Below are 16,569 nucleotides of genomic sequence, written 5' to 3'. Positions count from 1 at the left end.
CTCGATCAGCGCGTTCTGCTCGACCTCGTGCATCTTCGCCGAGCCCACCGCCGGCGCGGCGGCGGCCGGCCGGGAGATGCGGCGCAGCCGGACCTCGGGCAGGTGCTCCAGCAGGTTGAGCGCGACGAACGACCAGGCGCCCTGGTTGGCCGGCTCCTCCTGGACCCAGGCGAAGTCCTCGGCGTTCGGGTACTGGGCGAGCGCGGCCCGGACCTCCTCGACGGGCAGCGGGTAGAGCTGCTCCATCCGGATGATCGCGGTGTCGGTCACGCCCCGCTCCTGCCGGGCCTGGAACAGGTCGTAGTAGACCTTGCCCGAGCAGAGCAGCACCCGCTTCACCTGCTCCGGTGCCGGAGCCGCGGTGTCGGCCAGCACGGGCTGGAACGTCCCGGTGGTGAAGTCCTCCACCGGCGACACGCAGAGCTTGTGCCGCAGCAGCGACTTCGGCGTGAACACCACCAGCGGCTTGCGCTTGGGCGACAGGGCCTGGCGGCGCAGCAGGTGGAAGTAGTTCGCCGGGGTGGTCGGGATGGCCACCCGCATGTTGTCCTCGGCGCAGAGCTGGAGGAACCGCTCCGGGCGGCCGGACGTGTGGTCCGGGCCCTGGCCCTCGTGGCCGTGCGGCAGCAGCAGCGTCACCGCCGAGCGCTGACCCCACTTCACCTCGCCGGACGAGATGAACTCGTCGATCACCGACTGGGCGCCGTTGACGAAGTCACCGAACTGGGCCTCCCAGGCCACCAGCGCGTTGATGTTCTCCACCGAGTAGCCGTACTCGAAGCCCATGGCCGCGTACTCGGAGAGCAGCGAGTCGTGGACGAAGAAGCGCGACCGCTCGCCGTCGGCGGTGAGCGACATCAGCGGCAGGTAGTCCTCGCCGGTCTTGGCGTCGACCACCGAGGCGTGCCGCTGGACGAACGTGCCGCGGCGCGAGTCCTGCCCGGCGAGCCGGACGGTGACACCGTCGTGCAGCAGCGTGCCGAACGCGATGATCTCGGCGAAGCCCCAGTCGATGCCGCCCTCGACGGACATCTTGCGGCGCCGCTCCAATAGCTGCTGGATCCGCTTGTGCGGGGTGAAGCCCTCCGGCAGGTTGACGTGCGCCTCGCCGATCGCCTTGACCACAGCGGCGTCGGTGGCGGTGTCGACCTGCGGTTCCGGCTCCTCCTCCCGCGCCGGGCGGCTGAGCTGGCGCGGGGTGGTGGCGGCGTCCCGGGTGGCCTTGAAGACCCGCTCAAGCTGCCCCTGGTAGTCGCGCAGCAGCTCCTCCGCGTCCTCCACGGTGATGTCGCCGCGCCCGATCAGCTCCTCGGTGTAGAGCTTCCGGACGGACCGCTTCGAGTCGATGATCTTGTACATCTCCGGGTTGGACATCGACGGGTCGTCGCCCTCGTTGTGCCCGCGCCGGCGGTAGCACACCATGTCGATCACGACGTCCTTGTTGAACGCCTGCCGGTACTCGAACGCGAGCCGGGCCACCCGGACCACTGCTTCCGGGTCGTCGCCGTTCACGTGGAAGATCGGCGCCTGGATCATCCGGGCCACGTCGGTGCTGTAGAGGCTGGACCGGCTGTACTCCGGGGCGGTGGTGAAGCCGACCTGGTTGTTGACGACCACGTGCACGGTGCCGCCGGTGCGGTAGCCGCGCAGCTGGGAGAGGTTGAGCGTCTCGGCGACCACGCCCTGGCCGGCGAAGGCGGCGTCACCGTGCACCGCCAGCGGCAGCACGGTGTAGCCCTCCAGCTTGAGGTCGATCCGGTCCTGCTTGGCCCGGACGATGCCCTCCAGCACCGGGTCCACGGCCTCCAGGTGCGACGGGTTCGCCACCACCGACACCTTGACCGCGTGCTCGCCGTCCGGGGTGGTGAACTTGCCGTTCTGGCCGAGGTGGTACTTCACGTCGCCCGAGCCCTGCGTGGACCGCGGGTCGAGGTGCCCCTCGAACTCGGAGAAGATCTTCTCGTACGGCTTGCCGACGATGTTCGCCAGCACGTTGAGCCGGCCGCGGTGGGCCATGCCGATGACGACCTCGTCCAGCCCGGCCTCGGCGGAGCACTCCAGCACCTCGCCGAGCAGCGGGATCAGCGACTCGCCGCCCTCCAGCGAGAAGCGCTTCTGGCCGACGTACTTGGTCTGCAGGAACGTCTCGAACGCCTCGGCGGCGTTGAGCCGGTTCAGCACGTGCTTCTGCTCGTCGGAGCTGGGCTTCTCGTACTTGCGCTCGACCCGCTCCTGGATCCAGCGCCGCTCCTCCGGATCCTGGATGTGCATGTACTCGATGCCGACGCGGCGGCAGTACGAGTCGCGCAGCACGCCGAGGATCGAGCGCAGCTTCATCCGCTGCTGGCCGGCGAAGCCGTTGACCGGGAAGACGCGGTCGAGATCCCAGAGCGTGAGCCCGTGCTGGAGGACGTCCAGGTCCGGGTGCTTCCGGATCTTGAACTCCAGCGGGTCGGTGTCGGCCATCAGGTGGCCGCGGACCCGGTACGCGTGGATCAGCTCGTGCACCCGCGCGGTCTTGTTGATCTGGCCCTCGCTGTCGACTGCGACGTCGCGCATCCAGCGCACCGGCTCGTACGGGATCCGCAGCGAGGTGAAGATGTCGTCGTAGAAGCCGCGCTCGCCGAGCAGCAGCTCGTGCATGACCTTGAGGAACTCGCCGGACTGCGCGCCCTGGATGATCCGGTGGTCGTACGTGCTGGTCAGAGTGATGACCTTGCTGACCGCGTTCTCGGCCAGGGTGGCCTCGCTCATACCCTGGTAGGGGGCCGGGTATTCCATCGCGCCGACGCCGATGATGGCGCTCTGCCCCTGCATCAGGCGCGGGATCGAGTGCACGGTGCCGATGCCGCCCGGGTTGGTGAGCGAGATCGTGGTGCCGGAGTAGTCCTCCATGGTCAGCTCGTTGCGGCGGGCGCGCCGGACCACGTCCTCGTACGCCTGCCAGAACTGCCGGAAGTCCATCTGCTCGCAACCCTTGATGGACGGCACCACCAGGTTGCGCGAGCCGTCCGGCTTGACCAGGTCGATCGCGATGCCCAGGTTGACGTGCTCCGGGCGGACCATCGCCGGCTTGCCGTCGACCTCGGCGAAGGAGTTGTTCATCTCCGGGTGCTCGACGACCGCGCGGACGAGCGCGTACCCGATCAGGTGGGTGAAGCTGACCTTGCCACCGCGACCGCGGGCCAGGTGGTTGTTGATCACGATGCGGTTGTCGACGAGCAGCTTGGCCGGGACGGCGCGCACGCTCGTGGCGGTCGGGACCGACAGCGACGCGTCCATGTTCTGCACGATCTTGGCGGCGACGCCGCGCAGCGGCGTGGTGCCCGCGGCGCTCGCGGTCGGCGCCTTGGCGGCCGGCTTGGCCGGGGCGGACTTCTTGGCCGGCTCAGGCGCCTTCGCCGCCGGCTTGGCGGCGGGCTTGGCCGGGGCGGCCGCGGCCTTGGGGGCGGCCTTCGGCTCGGTCTTGGCGGGCTGCTCCTTGACCGTGGCCACTGCTTCCTGCTGCTCGGCCGGCTCCGGCTTCGCGGCCGGCTTGGCCTGCCCGTCCGGGCGCGGTGTGGCGGCGCCCGGGGCCGGCCGGTAGTCGGCGAAGAAGTCGTGCCAGGCCGAATCGACGCTCGAGGGGTCGGCGAGGTAACGCTGGTACATCTCCTCGACGATCCACTCGTTCGGGCCGAAACCCGCCAGTGGGTTCTCCTGCGAAGTCTGCTGGGTCGACACGGCCGCTAATCGCCTCTTTCACGCGGTTGTGAATGTCACGGTGGCCCCCGGTGACCCCCGGTTGCCGACGCTGGGTAAACCGATGCCAAGGCTACGCCGTGCGCTGCGCGCAGGCATTCTCGCCTCCTTCTGGTGGTCCGTTTCACAGAAGATGCCAGAAGTTCGGCAAACGCTGCGTGATCCGCCGACTCCTGCTAGACGAGCGAGACCCCGGCCGATGACGTCCGTCACCGGCCGGGGTCCGTCCGGACCGCGAGGTCAGGAGATGTCGCGCTTGCGGATCGTGGCCACGCCGATCGCGCCGGCCACGACCGCGTACCCGATCAGCACCAGGGCACCCGCCCACTGCGGCGGGTTGCCCGGGATGTCGGTGTCGCCGCCGACCATGAGCCCGGAGGCCAGCGACGGGACCAGCAGCTGGAGCTTGTTGATCCAGTCGCCGTACCGCGAGGCGAGCAGGCTCAGCACGATGACCGCGCCGATCGCGCCGCCCAGGTAGAACAGGATGCCGGTCACGGTGGCGCCGATCTGGCTGCGGATCAGCACGCCGAGGCCGACGCCGAGCACCGACCACAGCAGGTACGCCAGGCCGTTGAGCGCGATCGCCCGCCACACGGCGCCGCTATCGAGCTGCGAGCCGACGTCCACCGCGCTGAGGATCAGCGGCGCGGTGACCAGGTTCAGCACCGTGGTGACGAGCCAGAACAGCAGCGCCAGCACGCCGGCCGCGGCCAGCTTGGCCAGCATCACCGCGGTGCGGTGCGGCGCGGTGAGGAACGTGGTGGTCACCGTCTGGTGGAAGAACTCGCTGGTCACCACCACGATGCCCAGCAGCAGCACGATGAGCAGCCCGAAGAACTGGCCGTTGGTGTAGAGGTTGGCCGCCAGGTTGTCGGCGGCCGCGATGGCCTGCAACTGGTCGGTCTGGTCCTCCGGCGCCTGGCCGAAGTTCCCGCTGGCCAGCGCCTCGGTCTGCAACCAGTTGAAGAACAGCGTGAGCGCCCACAGCGCCAGGCTGATCAGCCCGAAGATCCACCAGGTGCTGGTGGTACGGATCTTGAGCAGTTCGGATCGGACAAGCGTCATCGGATCTCCGCCTTTCCGGCCGTCAGCTCCAGGAAGACCCCTTCGAGGTCGGGGCGCTCGGTGGTCAGCTCGTGCAGCTCCACCTTGGCGGCCAGCGCGACCCGGCCCACAGCCGGCGCGTCCACGCCGGTCACCAGCAGCGCGCCGTGCGGGTCGGTGTCGACGACGGCGGACTGCTCGCGCAGCGCCGCAGTCAGTTCGTCGGCCTGCGGGGTGCGCACCCGCACCCGCACGTCGTGCGTCATCGACGCCATCACCTGGTCGACCGGCCCCTGCCGGACCAGCTTGCCGGCCGCGATGATCACCACGTCGTCGGCGAGCAGCTGCATCTCGGAGAGCAGGTGGCTGGAGACCAGCACCGTCCGTCCCTCGGCGGCGAGCCCCTTGAGGAAGCCGCGCATCCAGCGGATGCCCTCCGGGTCCAGGCCGTTGGCCGGCTCGTCCAGGATCAGCACCTGCGGGTTGCCGAGCATCGCGGCGGCGATGCCGAGCCGCTGCTTCATGCCGAGCGAGTAGCCCTTGAACTTGCGCTTGGCCGCCGGCGAGAGCCCGACCAGGGCGAGCGCCTCGTCGGCGCGCTCCTTGGGCAGGCCCGCCGCAGCACAGATCACCCGCAGGTGGTTGATGCCGGTGCGGCCCTTGTGGGCGCTGGACGCCTCCAGCACCGCACCGACGGTACGGAGCGGGTCGGGCAGGTCGGCGTACCGGCTGCCGCCGATGGTGGCCGTGCCGGCGCTCGGCGTCACCAGGTTGAGCAGCATGCGCAGCGTGGTCGTCTTACCCGCGCCGTTGGGGCCGAGGAAGCCGGTGACCCGGCCCGGCTCGACGGTGAACGACAGATCGTCGACCGCGCGGACGGTCTTGTACTGCTTGGTCAGGCCGGACACGATGATCTGGCCGGTCCCGGCACTGGGGCGTGGCTGCCCGTCGGACATCATTCTCCTCTCCTGCCCCGGCGGGCTCGTCGCGCGCCGGTGGGGGCGCCGTTGCGGGGGCACCCGGCAACAGCCTTCCAACCCGGCGCAAGGGGGTCAATCAGGCGGGACGTGTACGCGCCGTCCTCCTCAGGGAGGAGATCACCGGCTCGGTAGCGCCACCCAGGTGGCCCGGGCGCGGCCGAGCAGCGCGCCGTCCGCACCGTACAGGCTGGTGTGCACCTCGGCCCTGCGCCCCTCGGAGCCCACCGCCACGCCGGTCACCACGCACTCGTCGCCGGGCCGGGGCAGCGCCGTGACCTGCGCGGCGATCCGCCCCAGCACGTACGGCCGGCCGGGCGCGAGCACCGCCCAGCCGCCCGGGCAGTCCAGCGCCGCCCACACCGTCGCGGGCGCCACCTCGGCCGGCGCGCGGAACGGCGCGGCGGTCCGCCCGTCCGGCAGCCGGCCGGGGAAGATCCGCAACCCGTCCGGGTTCGCCGGGCCGCAGACGTAGCAGCGGGGGAACGGGTGGTCGACCAGACCGGGGTACGCCCGCGCGGCCTGCTCCGCCGTCGCCCGGTCCACCGGAGGCACCACCGCGTCGACGGGCTCGACCCGGCGTACCTGGGCGATCAGGTGACCGTCCGGGTCGCGTACCTCGCCGTCGGCGGCGGTCAGCGGCGTGTCCAGCGGCGGCGGCCGGCGCAGGGTGACCTCCACCGGGCCCCGGTCGTCGATCAGCGCGGCGAAGATCCCGGCGCTCCAGCCGCCGTTGCCGGAGCCGTCCGGCCCCTGGAAGCGGGCCTCGACCAGCATGTGCACCTCCGGGTTCCCCTCCGCCTGCGCCGTCGCGGGCGGTCCGCCCGGCAGCCTCGCACACGCCGGTCCCGTCCCGGCCGTCCCGGTTCGCACGCCGCCGCCGACCGGCGTTCACCGGATCGACACCCCTCATCCCGTCCGGCGGCAACCCGGCGCACCTACACAGGAGTCATGGCCGTTCTGCACGCCGCTGGCGCACCGCTCACGACCAGCGGTTACACCCTGCTGATCGCCGACGACCCGACTCTGGTCGCGGCCGCGCAACGCCTGCGCCACGAGGTGTTCGCCGGCGAACTCGGCGCCACCCTGCCGACCGCCGCCACCGGGCTCGACACCGACGGGTTCGACGCGTACTGCGACCACCTGGTGGTGCTGCGCGAGGGCACCGGGGAGGTCGTCGGGACGTACCGGCTGCTGCCGCCCGGCCGCACCGACCGCCGGTACGCCGACGCCGAGTTCGACCTGAGCCCGCTGGCCCCGCTCCGCGACCACCTGGTCGAGGCGGGCCGCTCCTGCGTCCACCCCGATCACCGCACCGGGGCGGTGATCAACCTGATGTGGGCCGGGATCTGCCGCTACCTGCACCTGCGCGGCGCCCGCTGGCTCGGCGGCTGCGCCTCGGTGCCGGTCGCCGACGGCGGGACCGCCGCCGCGCAGGTGTGGGCCGAGGTCACCGCCCGGCACCTCGCCCCGCCGCTGCTGCGGGTCACCCCGCGCCGGCCCTGGTTCGCCGAGGCGCCGGCCGCCGACCTCGCCGCGCTCACCCCGGCGCAACGGCGGGCGCTCGTGCCGCCGCTGCTGCGCGGCTACCTGCGGCTGGGCGCCTGGGTGGCCGGCGAGCCCGGGTACGACGAGGACTTCGGCTGTGCCGACTTCTACGTGTTGTTCTCGCTGGACCGGATGAACCCGCGCTACCTGCGGCACTTCCTCGGCGAGGCCGGGTCGTGACCGCCGCCGCCGAGCCGTGGACGGCCGGTCCGGGTGCCGGGGAGGGCCTGTGGCGGCCCACCTCCGGCTGCGGGCCGGACTGCCTTCCGCCGCCCGCCGCCCCGGACGTGTCGCGGTTGCGCCGGGTGGGACGGCTGCTCGGCGTACTCGGCATGCTGCTGGCCGGGGCGGGCCTCGCCGTGCTGCTGCCGCTGCTGTCCGCCGCCCGGGGCCGGGCCGCGTCGCGGGGCTGGGCACGGTGGACGCTGCGTACCCTCGGGGTCCGGCTCCTGGTCCGCGGCCGGACGCCGCGCGGACGCGCGCTGCTGGTCGCCAACCACGTCTCCTGGCTGGACGTCCTGGCGGTGCTCGCCGTGTCGCCGGTCCGGATGGTGGCGAAGCGCGAGGTCCGGAGCTGGCCGCTGGTCGGCGCCCTGGCCGCCGCGGCGGGCACCGTCTTCGTGGACCGGTCCCGGCCGCGTGACCTGCCGGCCACCGTCGCGCGGGTGGCCGGCGCGCTGCGGTCCGGGCGGTCGGTGGCGGTGTTCCCGGAGGGTACGACCTGGTGCGGCGCCGCGACGGACTGCCGCCCGAGCCGCGGCTTCCGGCCGGCGATGTTCGAGGCCGCCGTGGCGGCGGGCGCGCCGGTGGTGCCACTGAGCATCGGTTACCGGTACGCGGGCGACCCGAGCACGCTGCCCGCCTTCCTGGGTGCGGAGACGCTCTGGGTGTCGGTACGCCGGGTGCTCGCCGCCCGGGGCCTGACCGTGTCGGTGACGGTGAGCGCGGCGCTGCACCCGGCCGAGGGCGCTGATCGCCGCGCGCTGGCCCGGATCGCCGAGGCCGCCGTCCGCCCGGCCGCACCCACCCGTCGCCCCACGCTCGCTCATCTGCCCGTGCCCGCTGCCACGTCCCTGTGCGGTGCCGCACCCGTCTCCGTTGCGGCTGCGTCCGTGGCACGGCCCGCGTCTGTGCCGGTCCGCCGGGCCGGCCGGAGATCTTGGTACGGAACGGCCCCCACGCGGGCCGTTTCGTACCAAGATCTGTAAGCGATCTCAATAAGTGGAACGAGAATCCTGGAAGTGGCGCGGGCTCGTCGGGGACGCGACATAGTCGCGATAGTGTCTTGTTCAGTCGCGATGTATCGCGTTATGCTCCTCGCAACACCTGGTACGCCGTGGGTCGGCGCGCCGACGAGGGGAGCGTGTCATGGCCAGTTGGACGGTCGAGAACCCGCAGCGCATCACGCTGGACGAGCCGATCACCCGGCTCGACGCCGAGCTGATCAGCGGCCGGCTGAACGTGGTCGGCGCCGACGGTCCGGCCCGGGTCGACGTGACCCGGGTCAGCAGCCGGCCGCTCCTCGTCGAGGTACGCGACGGGCGGCTGACGATCCGGCACAAGCGCAAGCCCGGCCTGTTCGGCATCTTCTCCTGGTTCGGCAACCGGATCCGGGCCGAGGTGTCGGTGGCCGTCCCGCCGGACGTGCTCGCCACCCTGTCGGTGGTCAGCGGCGCGCTTGTCGCCTCCGGGCTGCGCCGGGAGACCCGGGTCGACGTCACCTCCGGCCAGGTCACGCTGCGCGGGCTGCGGGGACGCACCAGCGCGAAGGTCATCTCCGGGCCGGTCGAGGCGCTCGGCATCGGCGGTGACCTGGACCTGGAGACGGTCTCCGGTGAGCTGATCCTCGCCGACAGCGCGCCCGACCGGGTCCGCGCCCACGCCGTCTCCGGCTCGATCACCTGCGACCTGGACAACCCGCGCGGCAGCGAGATCCGGCTCAGCGCCATCTCCGGCAGCATCACCGTCCGGGTCCGCGAGGACAGCGACCTCACCGTGCACCTGCACACCACGTCCGGCAAGATCACCAGCGGCTTTCCTCAGGTGGACAGCGGTGGACGCGGGCTCGGCTCGATCAAGGACAGCCACGGTGTGCTCGGCGGGGGTGCGGGTAGGCTCTGGGCCTCCGCGACCTCCGGCAGCATCGCGCTGCTCGCCCGCCCGGTCGCGCCCGCCGACCATGTGGAGGACGTGCCGTGACCGCGGTGTTCAGCCACGGCCGGCTCCGGCTCTACCTGCTGAAGCTGCTCGACGACGGCCCGAAGCACGGCTACGAGCTGATCCGCCTGCTGGAGGAGCGCTTCCTCGGCCTGTACGCACCGAGCGCCGGCACCATCTACCCGCGCCTGCAACGGCTGGAGGCGGAGGGGCTGGTCACGCACACCGCCGCGGGCGGCCGCAAGGTCTACGAGATCACCGAGGCGGGCCGCGCCGAACTGCGGCAGCGCGCCGACGAGCTGTCGACGCTGGAGAACGACATCGGCGCCGCCGTCGAGGATCTCTCCGCGCTGGCCGGGGAGATCCGCACCGAGGTACGCGGATCGGTGCGCGACCTGAAGCGGGAACTGCGCGAGGTGGCCCGGCAGACCCGCCAGGGCGGCTGGGCGGCGTCCGCCACCGCCCGTCCGGCGGCCGGCGAGGGCGCGGCCCGTCCGGACGACTCGCCGCTGCTCGCCGACTTCGACAAGCGGCTGGCCGCGTTCACCGTCGAGGTCGGTGCGCTCGTCCGGGCCCGGCGGCTGAGCGACAACCAGCTCCGTACCGCGATCCGGCTGCTCGACGGCGCGCTGGAAGGGCTCCGGCGACTGCTCCGCTGATCTCTCAGGTTGTTTCCAGGGAGCACCCAGCGTGGCCGCAGCCGAAGCGCGGATGATGGGTGACATGGCGGCTACCCACACCGAGGCACGGCTTCTCGTCGTCGAGGACGATCCCAACATCCTCGAACTGCTCTCCGCGAGCCTGCGCTTCGCAGGCTTCGACGTGGCCACCGCGACCAGCGGCAGCGCCGCCCTGAACGCCGCCAAGGACCACCGGCCCGACCTGGTGGTGCTCGACGTGATGCTGCCCGACCTGGACGGCTTCGAGGTCATCCGGATGCTGCGCGAGGGTGGTACGCGTACCCCTGTGGTGTTCCTGACCGCGCGTGACGCCACCGACGACAAGATCCGCGGGCTCACCCTGGGCGGCGACGACTACGTCACCAAGCCGTTCAGCCTGGAGGAGCTGACCGCCCGGATCCGGGCCGTGCTGCGGCGTACCGCGACCGGTGAGCAGGCCCCGTCCCGCCTCACCTTCGCCGACCTGGAGCTGGACGAGGAGACCCACGAGGTGCACCGGGCCGGCCAGCGGGTGCAGCTGTCGCCGACCGAGTTCAAGCTGCTGCGTTACCTGATGCTCAACGCCAACCGGGTGCTCAGCAAGGCGCAGATCCTCGACCACGTCTGGAACTACGACTTCCGCGGTGACGACAACATCGTGGAGTCCTACATCTCGTACCTGCGGCGCAAGGTCGACAACACCCAGCCCCGGCTGATCCACACGCTCAGGGGAGTGGGTTACGTGCTCCGCAAGCCGGCGGCGTGAACGTCGTCCACGACGCGAAGGGCAGGCTGCGCAGCGTCCCGCTCCGGCTGAAGCTCGTCGCCGCGGTCCTCGCGCTCGTGGCCGTGGCGCTGGTGGTGATCAGCGGCCTGACCGCGTTCCTGCTGCGGAACTATCTGATCGGGCAGGCGGACGACCAGCTCCGCGGTGGCGCGTACACGGTGGCCAACACGCTCGACAAGGCCGGCGGCGGCCCGATCAAGATCACCATCCCGTCGGACTACGTGGCGTCCGTCATGGCGCCCGGTGAGCTGCCGGAGGAGCCGACGCGCTACGAGGGCCTGCGCGAGGAGGAACTGCCCCGGTTCCCCGCCGACTACGCGGGCTACCAGGAGCGGGTGGGCAAGCCGTTCACCGTGCGCTCCGAGGACGGCCGCAGCCGGTGGCGGATGCTCTACACCGCCCTGCCCGACGGGCGGATCATCGCGCTCGGGCAGCACCTCACCGGCGTCGACTCCGCGGTCGGGCGGCTGGTGTGGATAGACCTCCTGGTCGGGGGCGCGGTGCTGATCTCGCTGGCGTCGGTGGGCGCCGGGATCGTCCGTACCAGCCTGAAGCCGCTGGTGGAGATCGAGCGGACGGCGGCGGCCATCGCCGGCGGCGACCTGACCCGGCGGGTGCCCGACCCGGAGGAGGGGCGGGCGTGCCCGACCTCGGAGCTGGGCCGCCTGTCCCGGGCACTGAACGCGATGCTGGCGCAGATCGAGGCCGCGTTCACCGCGCGGGCCGCCTCCGAGGCGGCGGCGCGCAGCGCCGAGATGGGCGCCCGGGACGCCGCCGCGTACGCACAGGCGTCGGAGGCGCGGGCCCGCCGCTCCGAGGAGCGGATGCGGCAGTTCATCGCCGACGCCTCGCACGAGCTGCGCACGCCGCTGACCACCATCAGGGGCTTCGCCGAGCTGTACCGCCAGGGCGCGGCGCGGGCGCCGGAGCAGACCGCCGACCTGCTGCGCCGCATCGAGGACGAGGCGTCCCGGATGGGCCTGCTGGTGGAGGATCTGCTGCTGCTGGCCCGGATGGACCGGGAACGGCCGATCGCGCTGGCCCCGGTCGAGCTGCCGGTGCTGGCGTCCGACGCGGTCGAGGCGGCCCGGGTGATCGCCCCGGACCGACGGATCGAGCTGGAACGGGAACCGGGCGCCGGGCCGCTCGTGGTGCTCGGCGACGACGCGCGCCTGCGCCAGGTGATCGGCAACCTGATGACGAACGCGCTCACCCACACGCCGCCGGACGCCTCGGTGACGCTGCGGCTGCGGGCCGAGGCGGGCAACCTCGCCGTGGTGGAGGTGGCGGACACCGGTCCCGGCCTCACCCCGGAGCAGGCCGAACGGGTCTTCGAGCGGTTCTACCGGGTGGACGCCGCCCGTACCCGCCGGGCCGGCGGGCCGATCAGCACCGGCCTCGGCCTGGCCATCGTGGCCGCGCTCGTCGCCGCGCACCACGGCACCGTCGAGGTGGCGGAGACACCGGCCGGCGGGGCGACCTTCCGGGTGAAGCTGCCGCTGCTGCCCGAGGAGCCCGAGCCCGGCGAGTGACATTCAGAAAACTTCCAGGCGGAACCCAGGCTGGTGACAGTGCCACGGGGAAAGCTGGTGGCATGACCGACCACGAGACCGATCCGCAGCGGTCGCCGGCCCCCGCCGACGCCGAGCCGTCGCACCACACCGCCGAGCTGCCCCGCGTCGAGAGCGGGACGTCGGACTCCTCCAGCACCCCGGCCCCCGCGTCGGTTCCGGCCGACTCCCCGGCCGCCGGAACCGGCGCGCCCGCCGGACACACGAACCCGGCCGGCAGCGCCGGAGACGCCGCGCCCGCCGGACCGTACCCGCCGCAGCCCGCGACACCGTCCGCGCCGCCGTACCCGGCCTCGGGGCAGCCGCACCCCTGGTACGGGCAGCAGCAGCACCAGCAGGCCGGCTGGAACCAGCAGTCCACCACCGGCTACCCGTCCGCGCAGCACGGCGGGCCGGTGCCGTCGTACCAGGCGCAGCCGTACCAGACGCAGCAGGGCTACCAGCCGTACCAGCCCGGGCAGCAGATGCCGCAGTGGGGCCCGCAGCAGCCGGCCCGCCCCAGCCGGGCCGGGAAGTTCGTCGGCGCGGGCGCGCTGGCGCTGGCCCTGATGTTCGGCTCCGGCGTGGCCGGTGGCGCGCTGGCCCTCGCGCTCGACGGGGACGGCCCCACCCGCACCTACTCCGCCGCCCCGGTGATCAACAGCGCCGACCTGCCCAAGATCGCGGCGTCCGTCCAGGACAGCATCGTCACGATCATGACGAACAGCGGTGAGGGCTCCGGGGTGATCCTCAGCGCCGACGGGTTCGTGCTCACCAACAACCACGTCGTCGCCGGCGCCGGTGGTGACACCGTGCGGGTGGTCTTCGCCGACGGCAAGAGCGCCTCCGCGAAGATCGTCGGCACCGACCCGAAGACCGACCTCGCGGTGGTCCAGGCCAGTGGCGTGAGCAACCTGAAGGCGGCCAAGTTCGGCGACAGCGACGCCATGCAGGTCGGTGACCAGGTGCTCGCGCTGGGCAGCCCGCTCGGCCTCCAGGGCTCGGTCACCGCCGGCATCCTCAGCGCCCGCGACCGCACCATCCAGGCGGGCGAGGGCGGCCAGCAGAACCCGCAGCAGGGCGCCAGCTCGATCTCCGGCCTGCTCCAGACCGACGCCCCGATCAACCCGGGCAACTCCGGCGGCGCGCTCGTCAACACCCGCGGCGAGGTGATCGGCATCAACACCGCCATCGCCACCGCCGGGCAGGGCAGCACCGGCAACATCGGCGTGGGCTTCGCCATCCCGAGCAACAAGGCCAAGAACGTGGCCGAGAAGCTCCAGCGCGGCGAGAAGATCAGCCACCCCTCGCTCGGGGTGAGCGTGAACGGCGCCGAGGACGGCGGGGCGCTCGTCGCCGCCGTCACGCCCGGCAGCCCCGCCGAGAAGGCCGGGCTCCAGCGCGGCGACGTGATCACCAAGTTCGGCGACAAGGTGATCAACGACTCGAACGACCTGGTCGGCGCCGTGCAGGCCGGCAAGGTCGGCGACCGGGTCGAGGTGCAGTACAAGCGAAACGGATCCAGCGAGAGCGCAACCGTGACGCTCGCCGAGACGTCATAGTCCCGAGGACCTGCCTCCCTCCCGGGCGGCGGGTGACGGAGCCAAGGGGGTTGGCTCCGTCACCCGCCGCCCCTCCTCGTTTCTCACCCGGTCCGGATGAGCGCGCCTCACCCGTACCGGCGGGAGGGTCGGGGCATGACCACCACGTCCGCCGTGCGTACCGACCAGCAGATCCAGCGCGACGTCCTCGCCGAACTGGACTGGGACGCCCAGACCCGGGCCACCGAGATCGGCGTGACGGTCTCGCGGGGCGTCGTGACGCTCACCGGCCGGGTGGACAGCTACGCCCGCCGGTGGGCCGCCGAGCGCTGCGCCCACCGGGTACGCGGCGTCCGGGCGGTCGCCAGCGACCTGGCGGTCGACCTGCCCGCCACGGACCTGCGTACCGACGCCGACATCGCGATCGCGGCGAGCCGGGCGCTGGAGTGGGACAGCTTCGTGCCCGCCGAGCGGCTGGACGTGACAGTCGCCGACGGCTGGATCATGCTGCGCGGCGAGGTCGAGTTCGGCTTCCAGCGCCGTACCGCCGAGCGGGAACTGCGCCGGCTGCGCGGCGTACGCGGGGTGACGAACCTCGTCGAGGTGCGGCCCCCGACGCCGCCGAGTGACGAACAGAGACGACTCGACCTGCGCGCGCTGCTGCTGCGGCGTACCGGGACCGAGCGGATCGACGCCCGGGTCGACGGCGACACGGTGGTGCTCGACGGCGTGGTGAGCGCCTGGTGGCAGCGCGAGGACGCGGAACGGGCCGCCTGGGCGCTGCCCGGCGTACGGGAGGTGCACGTCGGGATCGTGGTGTCCGGCTGACCGCCCGTCGTTTACCGCAGGCCGGGCCGGGAACCCGCGCGCAGCGGGTACGCCGGGGACCGACGGGGAGGACTCGTGGCCGTGAACCAGCAGTCCCCGGAGCGCGCCTGGGCCGGGCCGTTGCGGATCGCCATGGTGGTGCCGCCGTGGCTGTCGGTGCCGCCGCCCGGTTACGGCGGACTGGAGACGGTGGTGGCGGGCCTCGTCGACGCGCTCGTCGACAGGGGGCACCGCGTCACGCTGTTCGGCGCGGGCACCGAGCACGGCACCGCCGCCGACTTCGTCTCCACCTGCGACGACCTCCAGTACGAGCGGATGGGCGAGTCGCTGCCCGAACTGGCGCACCTGGCCCACGTGGACCGCCTGGTCGATCCGGCCGGCTTCGACCTGATCCACGACCACACCACGATCGGCCCGATGGTGGCCGGCCGCCGCCGCGTGCCCACACTGGCCACCGTGCACGGCAATCCGGTCGGCGAGTACGGCACCGTGCTCGGCAACACCGACCGGGGGGTGGGCCTGGTCGCGATCTCGCACGCCCAGCGCCGCGCGAACCCGGGACTGCCCTGGGCGGGCACCGTGCACAACGCGATGCCGCTGAGGGACATCCCGCGCAAGCGCAGCCCGGGCGCGGGTCCGGTGCTCTGGCTGGCCCGGTTCAGCCCGGACAAGGGCCCGGACGTGGCGATCGCGGCCTGCCGGGCCGCCGGGCTGCCGCTCACGCTCGCGGGCAAGAGCAACGAGCCGGCCGAGCACCGCTACCTGGAGCAGGTGGTCCGGCCGCTGCTCGGCGACGACGTGACGCTCGTGGTGAACGCGGACCGAGCCACCGCGCTGCGGCTGCTGCTGGACGCCCGCTGCCTGATCATGCCGATCCAGTGGGCGGAGCCGTTCGGCATGGTGATGGTGGAGGCGATGGCTACCGGTACGCCGGTGGTGGCGCTGGGCCGGGGCGCGGTGCCGGAACTGGTCCGCGACGGGATCACCGGTTTCGTCTGCGAGCACCCCGGCGAGCTGCCGGCGGCGCTGCGGGCGGCGGCGGACCTGGATCCGGAGGACTGCGTCGCGCACGTGGCGGAGAACTTCTCGGTGGAGCGGATGGCCGCCGACTACGAGGCGGTCTACCGGGGATTCCTGGCCGCGCGGGCACCCGCCCGGGCAGCCCGCGCGGTCGCGCCAGCCGTGGCCGGCTGACCGGTCAGGTCCGCCCGGCCACGAGTTCCGCCGCCGCGGCGTCGAGTCGCCGCGCGTACCCGGGGCTGATGCTGCCCTCCCGGCGACGCTCGTCGATCTTGCCGCGGAGCCGGTCCACGGCGGCGGTCACCTCGCCCTCGCCGTTCGCGGCGACCGCGTTGCGCAGCAGGTTGCGCAGGTCCACCCCGACGTCCTCGCGGATCTGGCCCTCGGTCAGCCCGGCCTCGATCAGCCCGTCCACCCGTTCGGCGGCGTCGGCCTGACCGGTGGCCGGCGGGCGGGCGCCCCCGCTCGGCGGCACCGACGTCGGCGCGGCCGGCGGCGTGGTGGCCGGTGCCTCGGCCACCGGCGGATCGGCGGGCGACGGCCGCACCGGCCCGGCGGTCGGCAGCACCCGCGGGCCGGTGGTCCGGTCCGGCATCAGCGCGGGCACCAGCAGCGCCGCGGCGGCGACCACAGTCACGCCGAGTGCGGCCAGCGTGAGGGTGCGGCGCCGGCTCGGCACCGGCTGCGCGGCGGGTTCCTGCCCCGGCTCCGGGC

13 protein-coding genes and 1 pseudogene are annotated in these 16,569 nt (G+C 72.9%); 9 read left to right on the top strand and 5 right to left on the bottom strand.

Features of this window, described 5'->3' with window-relative positions:
* The 4 genes from ACPCK6_RS27305 to ACPCK6_RS27290 all read right to left on the bottom strand — a co-directional run.
* Positions 1 to 3,723, bottom strand: a 3,723-nt coding sequence (locus ACPCK6_RS27305; RefSeq protein WP_423482617.1) for a multifunctional oxoglutarate decarboxylase/oxoglutarate dehydrogenase thiamine pyrophosphate-binding subunit/dihydrolipoyllysine-residue succinyltransferase subunit, incomplete at its 3' end; no start/stop codon positions are given.
* A gap of 258 nt (positions 3,724 to 3,981) precedes the next feature.
* On the bottom strand, positions 3,982 to 4,809 hold the full coding sequence (locus tag ACPCK6_RS27300; protein WP_318335547.1) for a DUF2705 family protein: 828 nt from the start codon (positions 4,807 to 4,809) through the stop codon (positions 3,982 to 3,984).
* Positions 4,806 to 5,747 (bottom strand): ABC transporter ATP-binding protein, encoded by a 942-nt coding sequence (locus ACPCK6_RS27295; RefSeq protein ID WP_396881172.1) that lies wholly within the window; start codon positions 5,745 to 5,747, stop codon positions 4,806 to 4,808. Before ACPCK6_RS27295 ends, ACPCK6_RS27300 begins: the two co-directional genes overlap by 4 nt.
* Positions 5,748 to 5,885: 138 nt before the next feature.
* Positions 5,886 to 6,542, bottom strand: a complete 657-nt coding sequence (locus tag ACPCK6_RS27290; RefSeq protein ID WP_396881173.1) for a hotdog fold domain-containing protein — start codon at positions 6,540 to 6,542, stop codon at positions 5,886 to 5,888.
* A gap of 174 nt (positions 6,543 to 6,716) precedes the next feature.
* On the opposite strand from ACPCK6_RS27290, the gene ACPCK6_RS27285 reads away from it, so the two are divergent.
* The 9 genes from ACPCK6_RS27285 (at position 6,717) to ACPCK6_RS27245 (ending at position 16,029) form a co-directional block, all read left to right on the top strand.
* Positions 6,717 to 7,493, top strand: a complete 777-nt coding sequence (locus tag ACPCK6_RS27285) for a GNAT family N-acetyltransferase (protein ID WP_396881174.1) — start codon at positions 6,717 to 6,719, stop codon at positions 7,491 to 7,493.
* A complete protein-coding gene (locus ACPCK6_RS27280; protein WP_423482616.1) occupies positions 7,490 to 8,521 on the top strand; it encodes a lysophospholipid acyltransferase family protein in 1,032 nt (343 codons plus the stop codon). Before ACPCK6_RS27285 ends, ACPCK6_RS27280 begins: the two co-directional genes overlap by 4 nt.
* A 160-nt stretch (positions 8,522 to 8,681) precedes the next feature.
* The gene (locus ACPCK6_RS27275; RefSeq protein ID WP_135241867.1) at positions 8,682 to 9,512 is read left to right on the top strand and encodes a DUF4097 family beta strand repeat-containing protein; all 831 of its coding nucleotides are present in this window, start codon (positions 8,682 to 8,684) and stop codon (positions 9,510 to 9,512) included.
* Positions 9,509 to 10,129: a PadR family transcriptional regulator gene (locus ACPCK6_RS27270; protein WP_396881176.1), complete on the top strand. Its 621-nt coding sequence runs from the start codon at positions 9,509 to 9,511 to the stop codon at positions 10,127 to 10,129. The genes ACPCK6_RS27275 and ACPCK6_RS27270 overlap by 4 nt, the downstream gene beginning before the upstream one ends.
* Before the next feature lie 64 nt (positions 10,130 to 10,193).
* Positions 10,194 to 10,895, top strand: a complete 702-nt coding sequence (locus ACPCK6_RS27265) for a response regulator transcription factor (RefSeq protein ID WP_396881177.1) — start codon at positions 10,194 to 10,196, stop codon at positions 10,893 to 10,895.
* A complete protein-coding gene (locus ACPCK6_RS27260) occupies positions 10,892 to 12,448 on the top strand; it encodes a sensor histidine kinase (protein ID WP_423482615.1) in 1,557 nt (518 codons plus the stop codon). The genes ACPCK6_RS27265 and ACPCK6_RS27260 overlap by 4 nt, the downstream gene beginning before the upstream one ends.
* Positions 12,449 to 12,510: 62 nt before the next feature.
* Positions 12,511 to 14,028 (top strand): S1C family serine protease, encoded by a 1,518-nt coding sequence (locus ACPCK6_RS27255; RefSeq protein ID WP_423482614.1) that lies wholly within the window; start codon positions 12,511 to 12,513, stop codon positions 14,026 to 14,028.
* A 135-nt stretch (positions 14,029 to 14,163) separates the two neighbouring features.
* A complete protein-coding gene (locus tag ACPCK6_RS27250; RefSeq protein ID WP_318335538.1) occupies positions 14,164 to 14,835 on the top strand; it encodes a BON domain-containing protein in 672 nt (223 codons plus the stop codon).
* 132 nt (positions 14,836 to 14,967) lie between these two features.
* The gene (locus ACPCK6_RS27245; protein ID WP_423482618.1) at positions 14,968 to 16,029 is read left to right on the top strand and encodes a glycosyltransferase family 4 protein; all 1,062 of its coding nucleotides are present in this window, start codon (positions 14,968 to 14,970) and stop codon (positions 16,027 to 16,029) included.
* 4 nt (positions 16,030 to 16,033) lie between these two features.
* Here the strand turns inward: ACPCK6_RS27245 and ACPCK6_RS27240 are convergent.
* Positions 16,034 to 16,569: pseudogene (locus ACPCK6_RS27240) on the bottom strand (serine/threonine-protein kinase); the annotation flags it as partial.

Source organism: Micromonospora sp. AB353 (assembly GCF_049538395.1).
GTDB lineage: Bacteria > Actinomycetota > Actinomycetes > Mycobacteriales > Micromonosporaceae > Micromonospora > Micromonospora aurantiaca.
Note: the sequence above shows the minus strand (reverse complement) of the source record. Positions and strands in the feature narration are given on the sequence as shown.

Coding starts and splice junctions, on each gene's coding strand:
- ACPCK6_RS27300 (WP_318335547.1), bottom strand. CDS start 4,809: ATGACGCTTGTCCGATCCGAACTGCTCAAGATCCGTACCACCAGCACC.
- ACPCK6_RS27295 (WP_396881172.1), bottom strand. CDS start 5,747: ATGATGTCCGACGGGCAGCCACGCCCCAGTGCCGGGACCGGCCAGATC.
- ACPCK6_RS27290 (WP_396881173.1), bottom strand. CDS start 6,542: ATGCTGGTCGAGGCCCGCTTCCAGGGGCCGGACGGCTCCGGCAACGGC.
- ACPCK6_RS27285 (WP_396881174.1), top strand. CDS start 6,717: ATGGCCGTTCTGCACGCCGCTGGCGCACCGCTCACGACCAGCGGTTAC.
- ACPCK6_RS27275 (WP_135241867.1), top strand. CDS start 8,682: ATGGCCAGTTGGACGGTCGAGAACCCGCAGCGCATCACGCTGGACGAG.
- ACPCK6_RS27265 (WP_396881177.1), top strand. CDS start 10,194: ATGGCGGCTACCCACACCGAGGCACGGCTTCTCGTCGTCGAGGACGAT.
- ACPCK6_RS27255 (WP_423482614.1), top strand. CDS start 12,511: ATGACCGACCACGAGACCGATCCGCAGCGGTCGCCGGCCCCCGCCGAC.
- ACPCK6_RS27250 (WP_318335538.1), top strand. CDS start 14,164: ATGACCACCACGTCCGCCGTGCGTACCGACCAGCAGATCCAGCGCGAC.
- ACPCK6_RS27245 (WP_423482618.1), top strand. CDS start 14,968: ATGGTGGTGCCGCCGTGGCTGTCGGTGCCGCCGCCCGGTTACGGCGGA.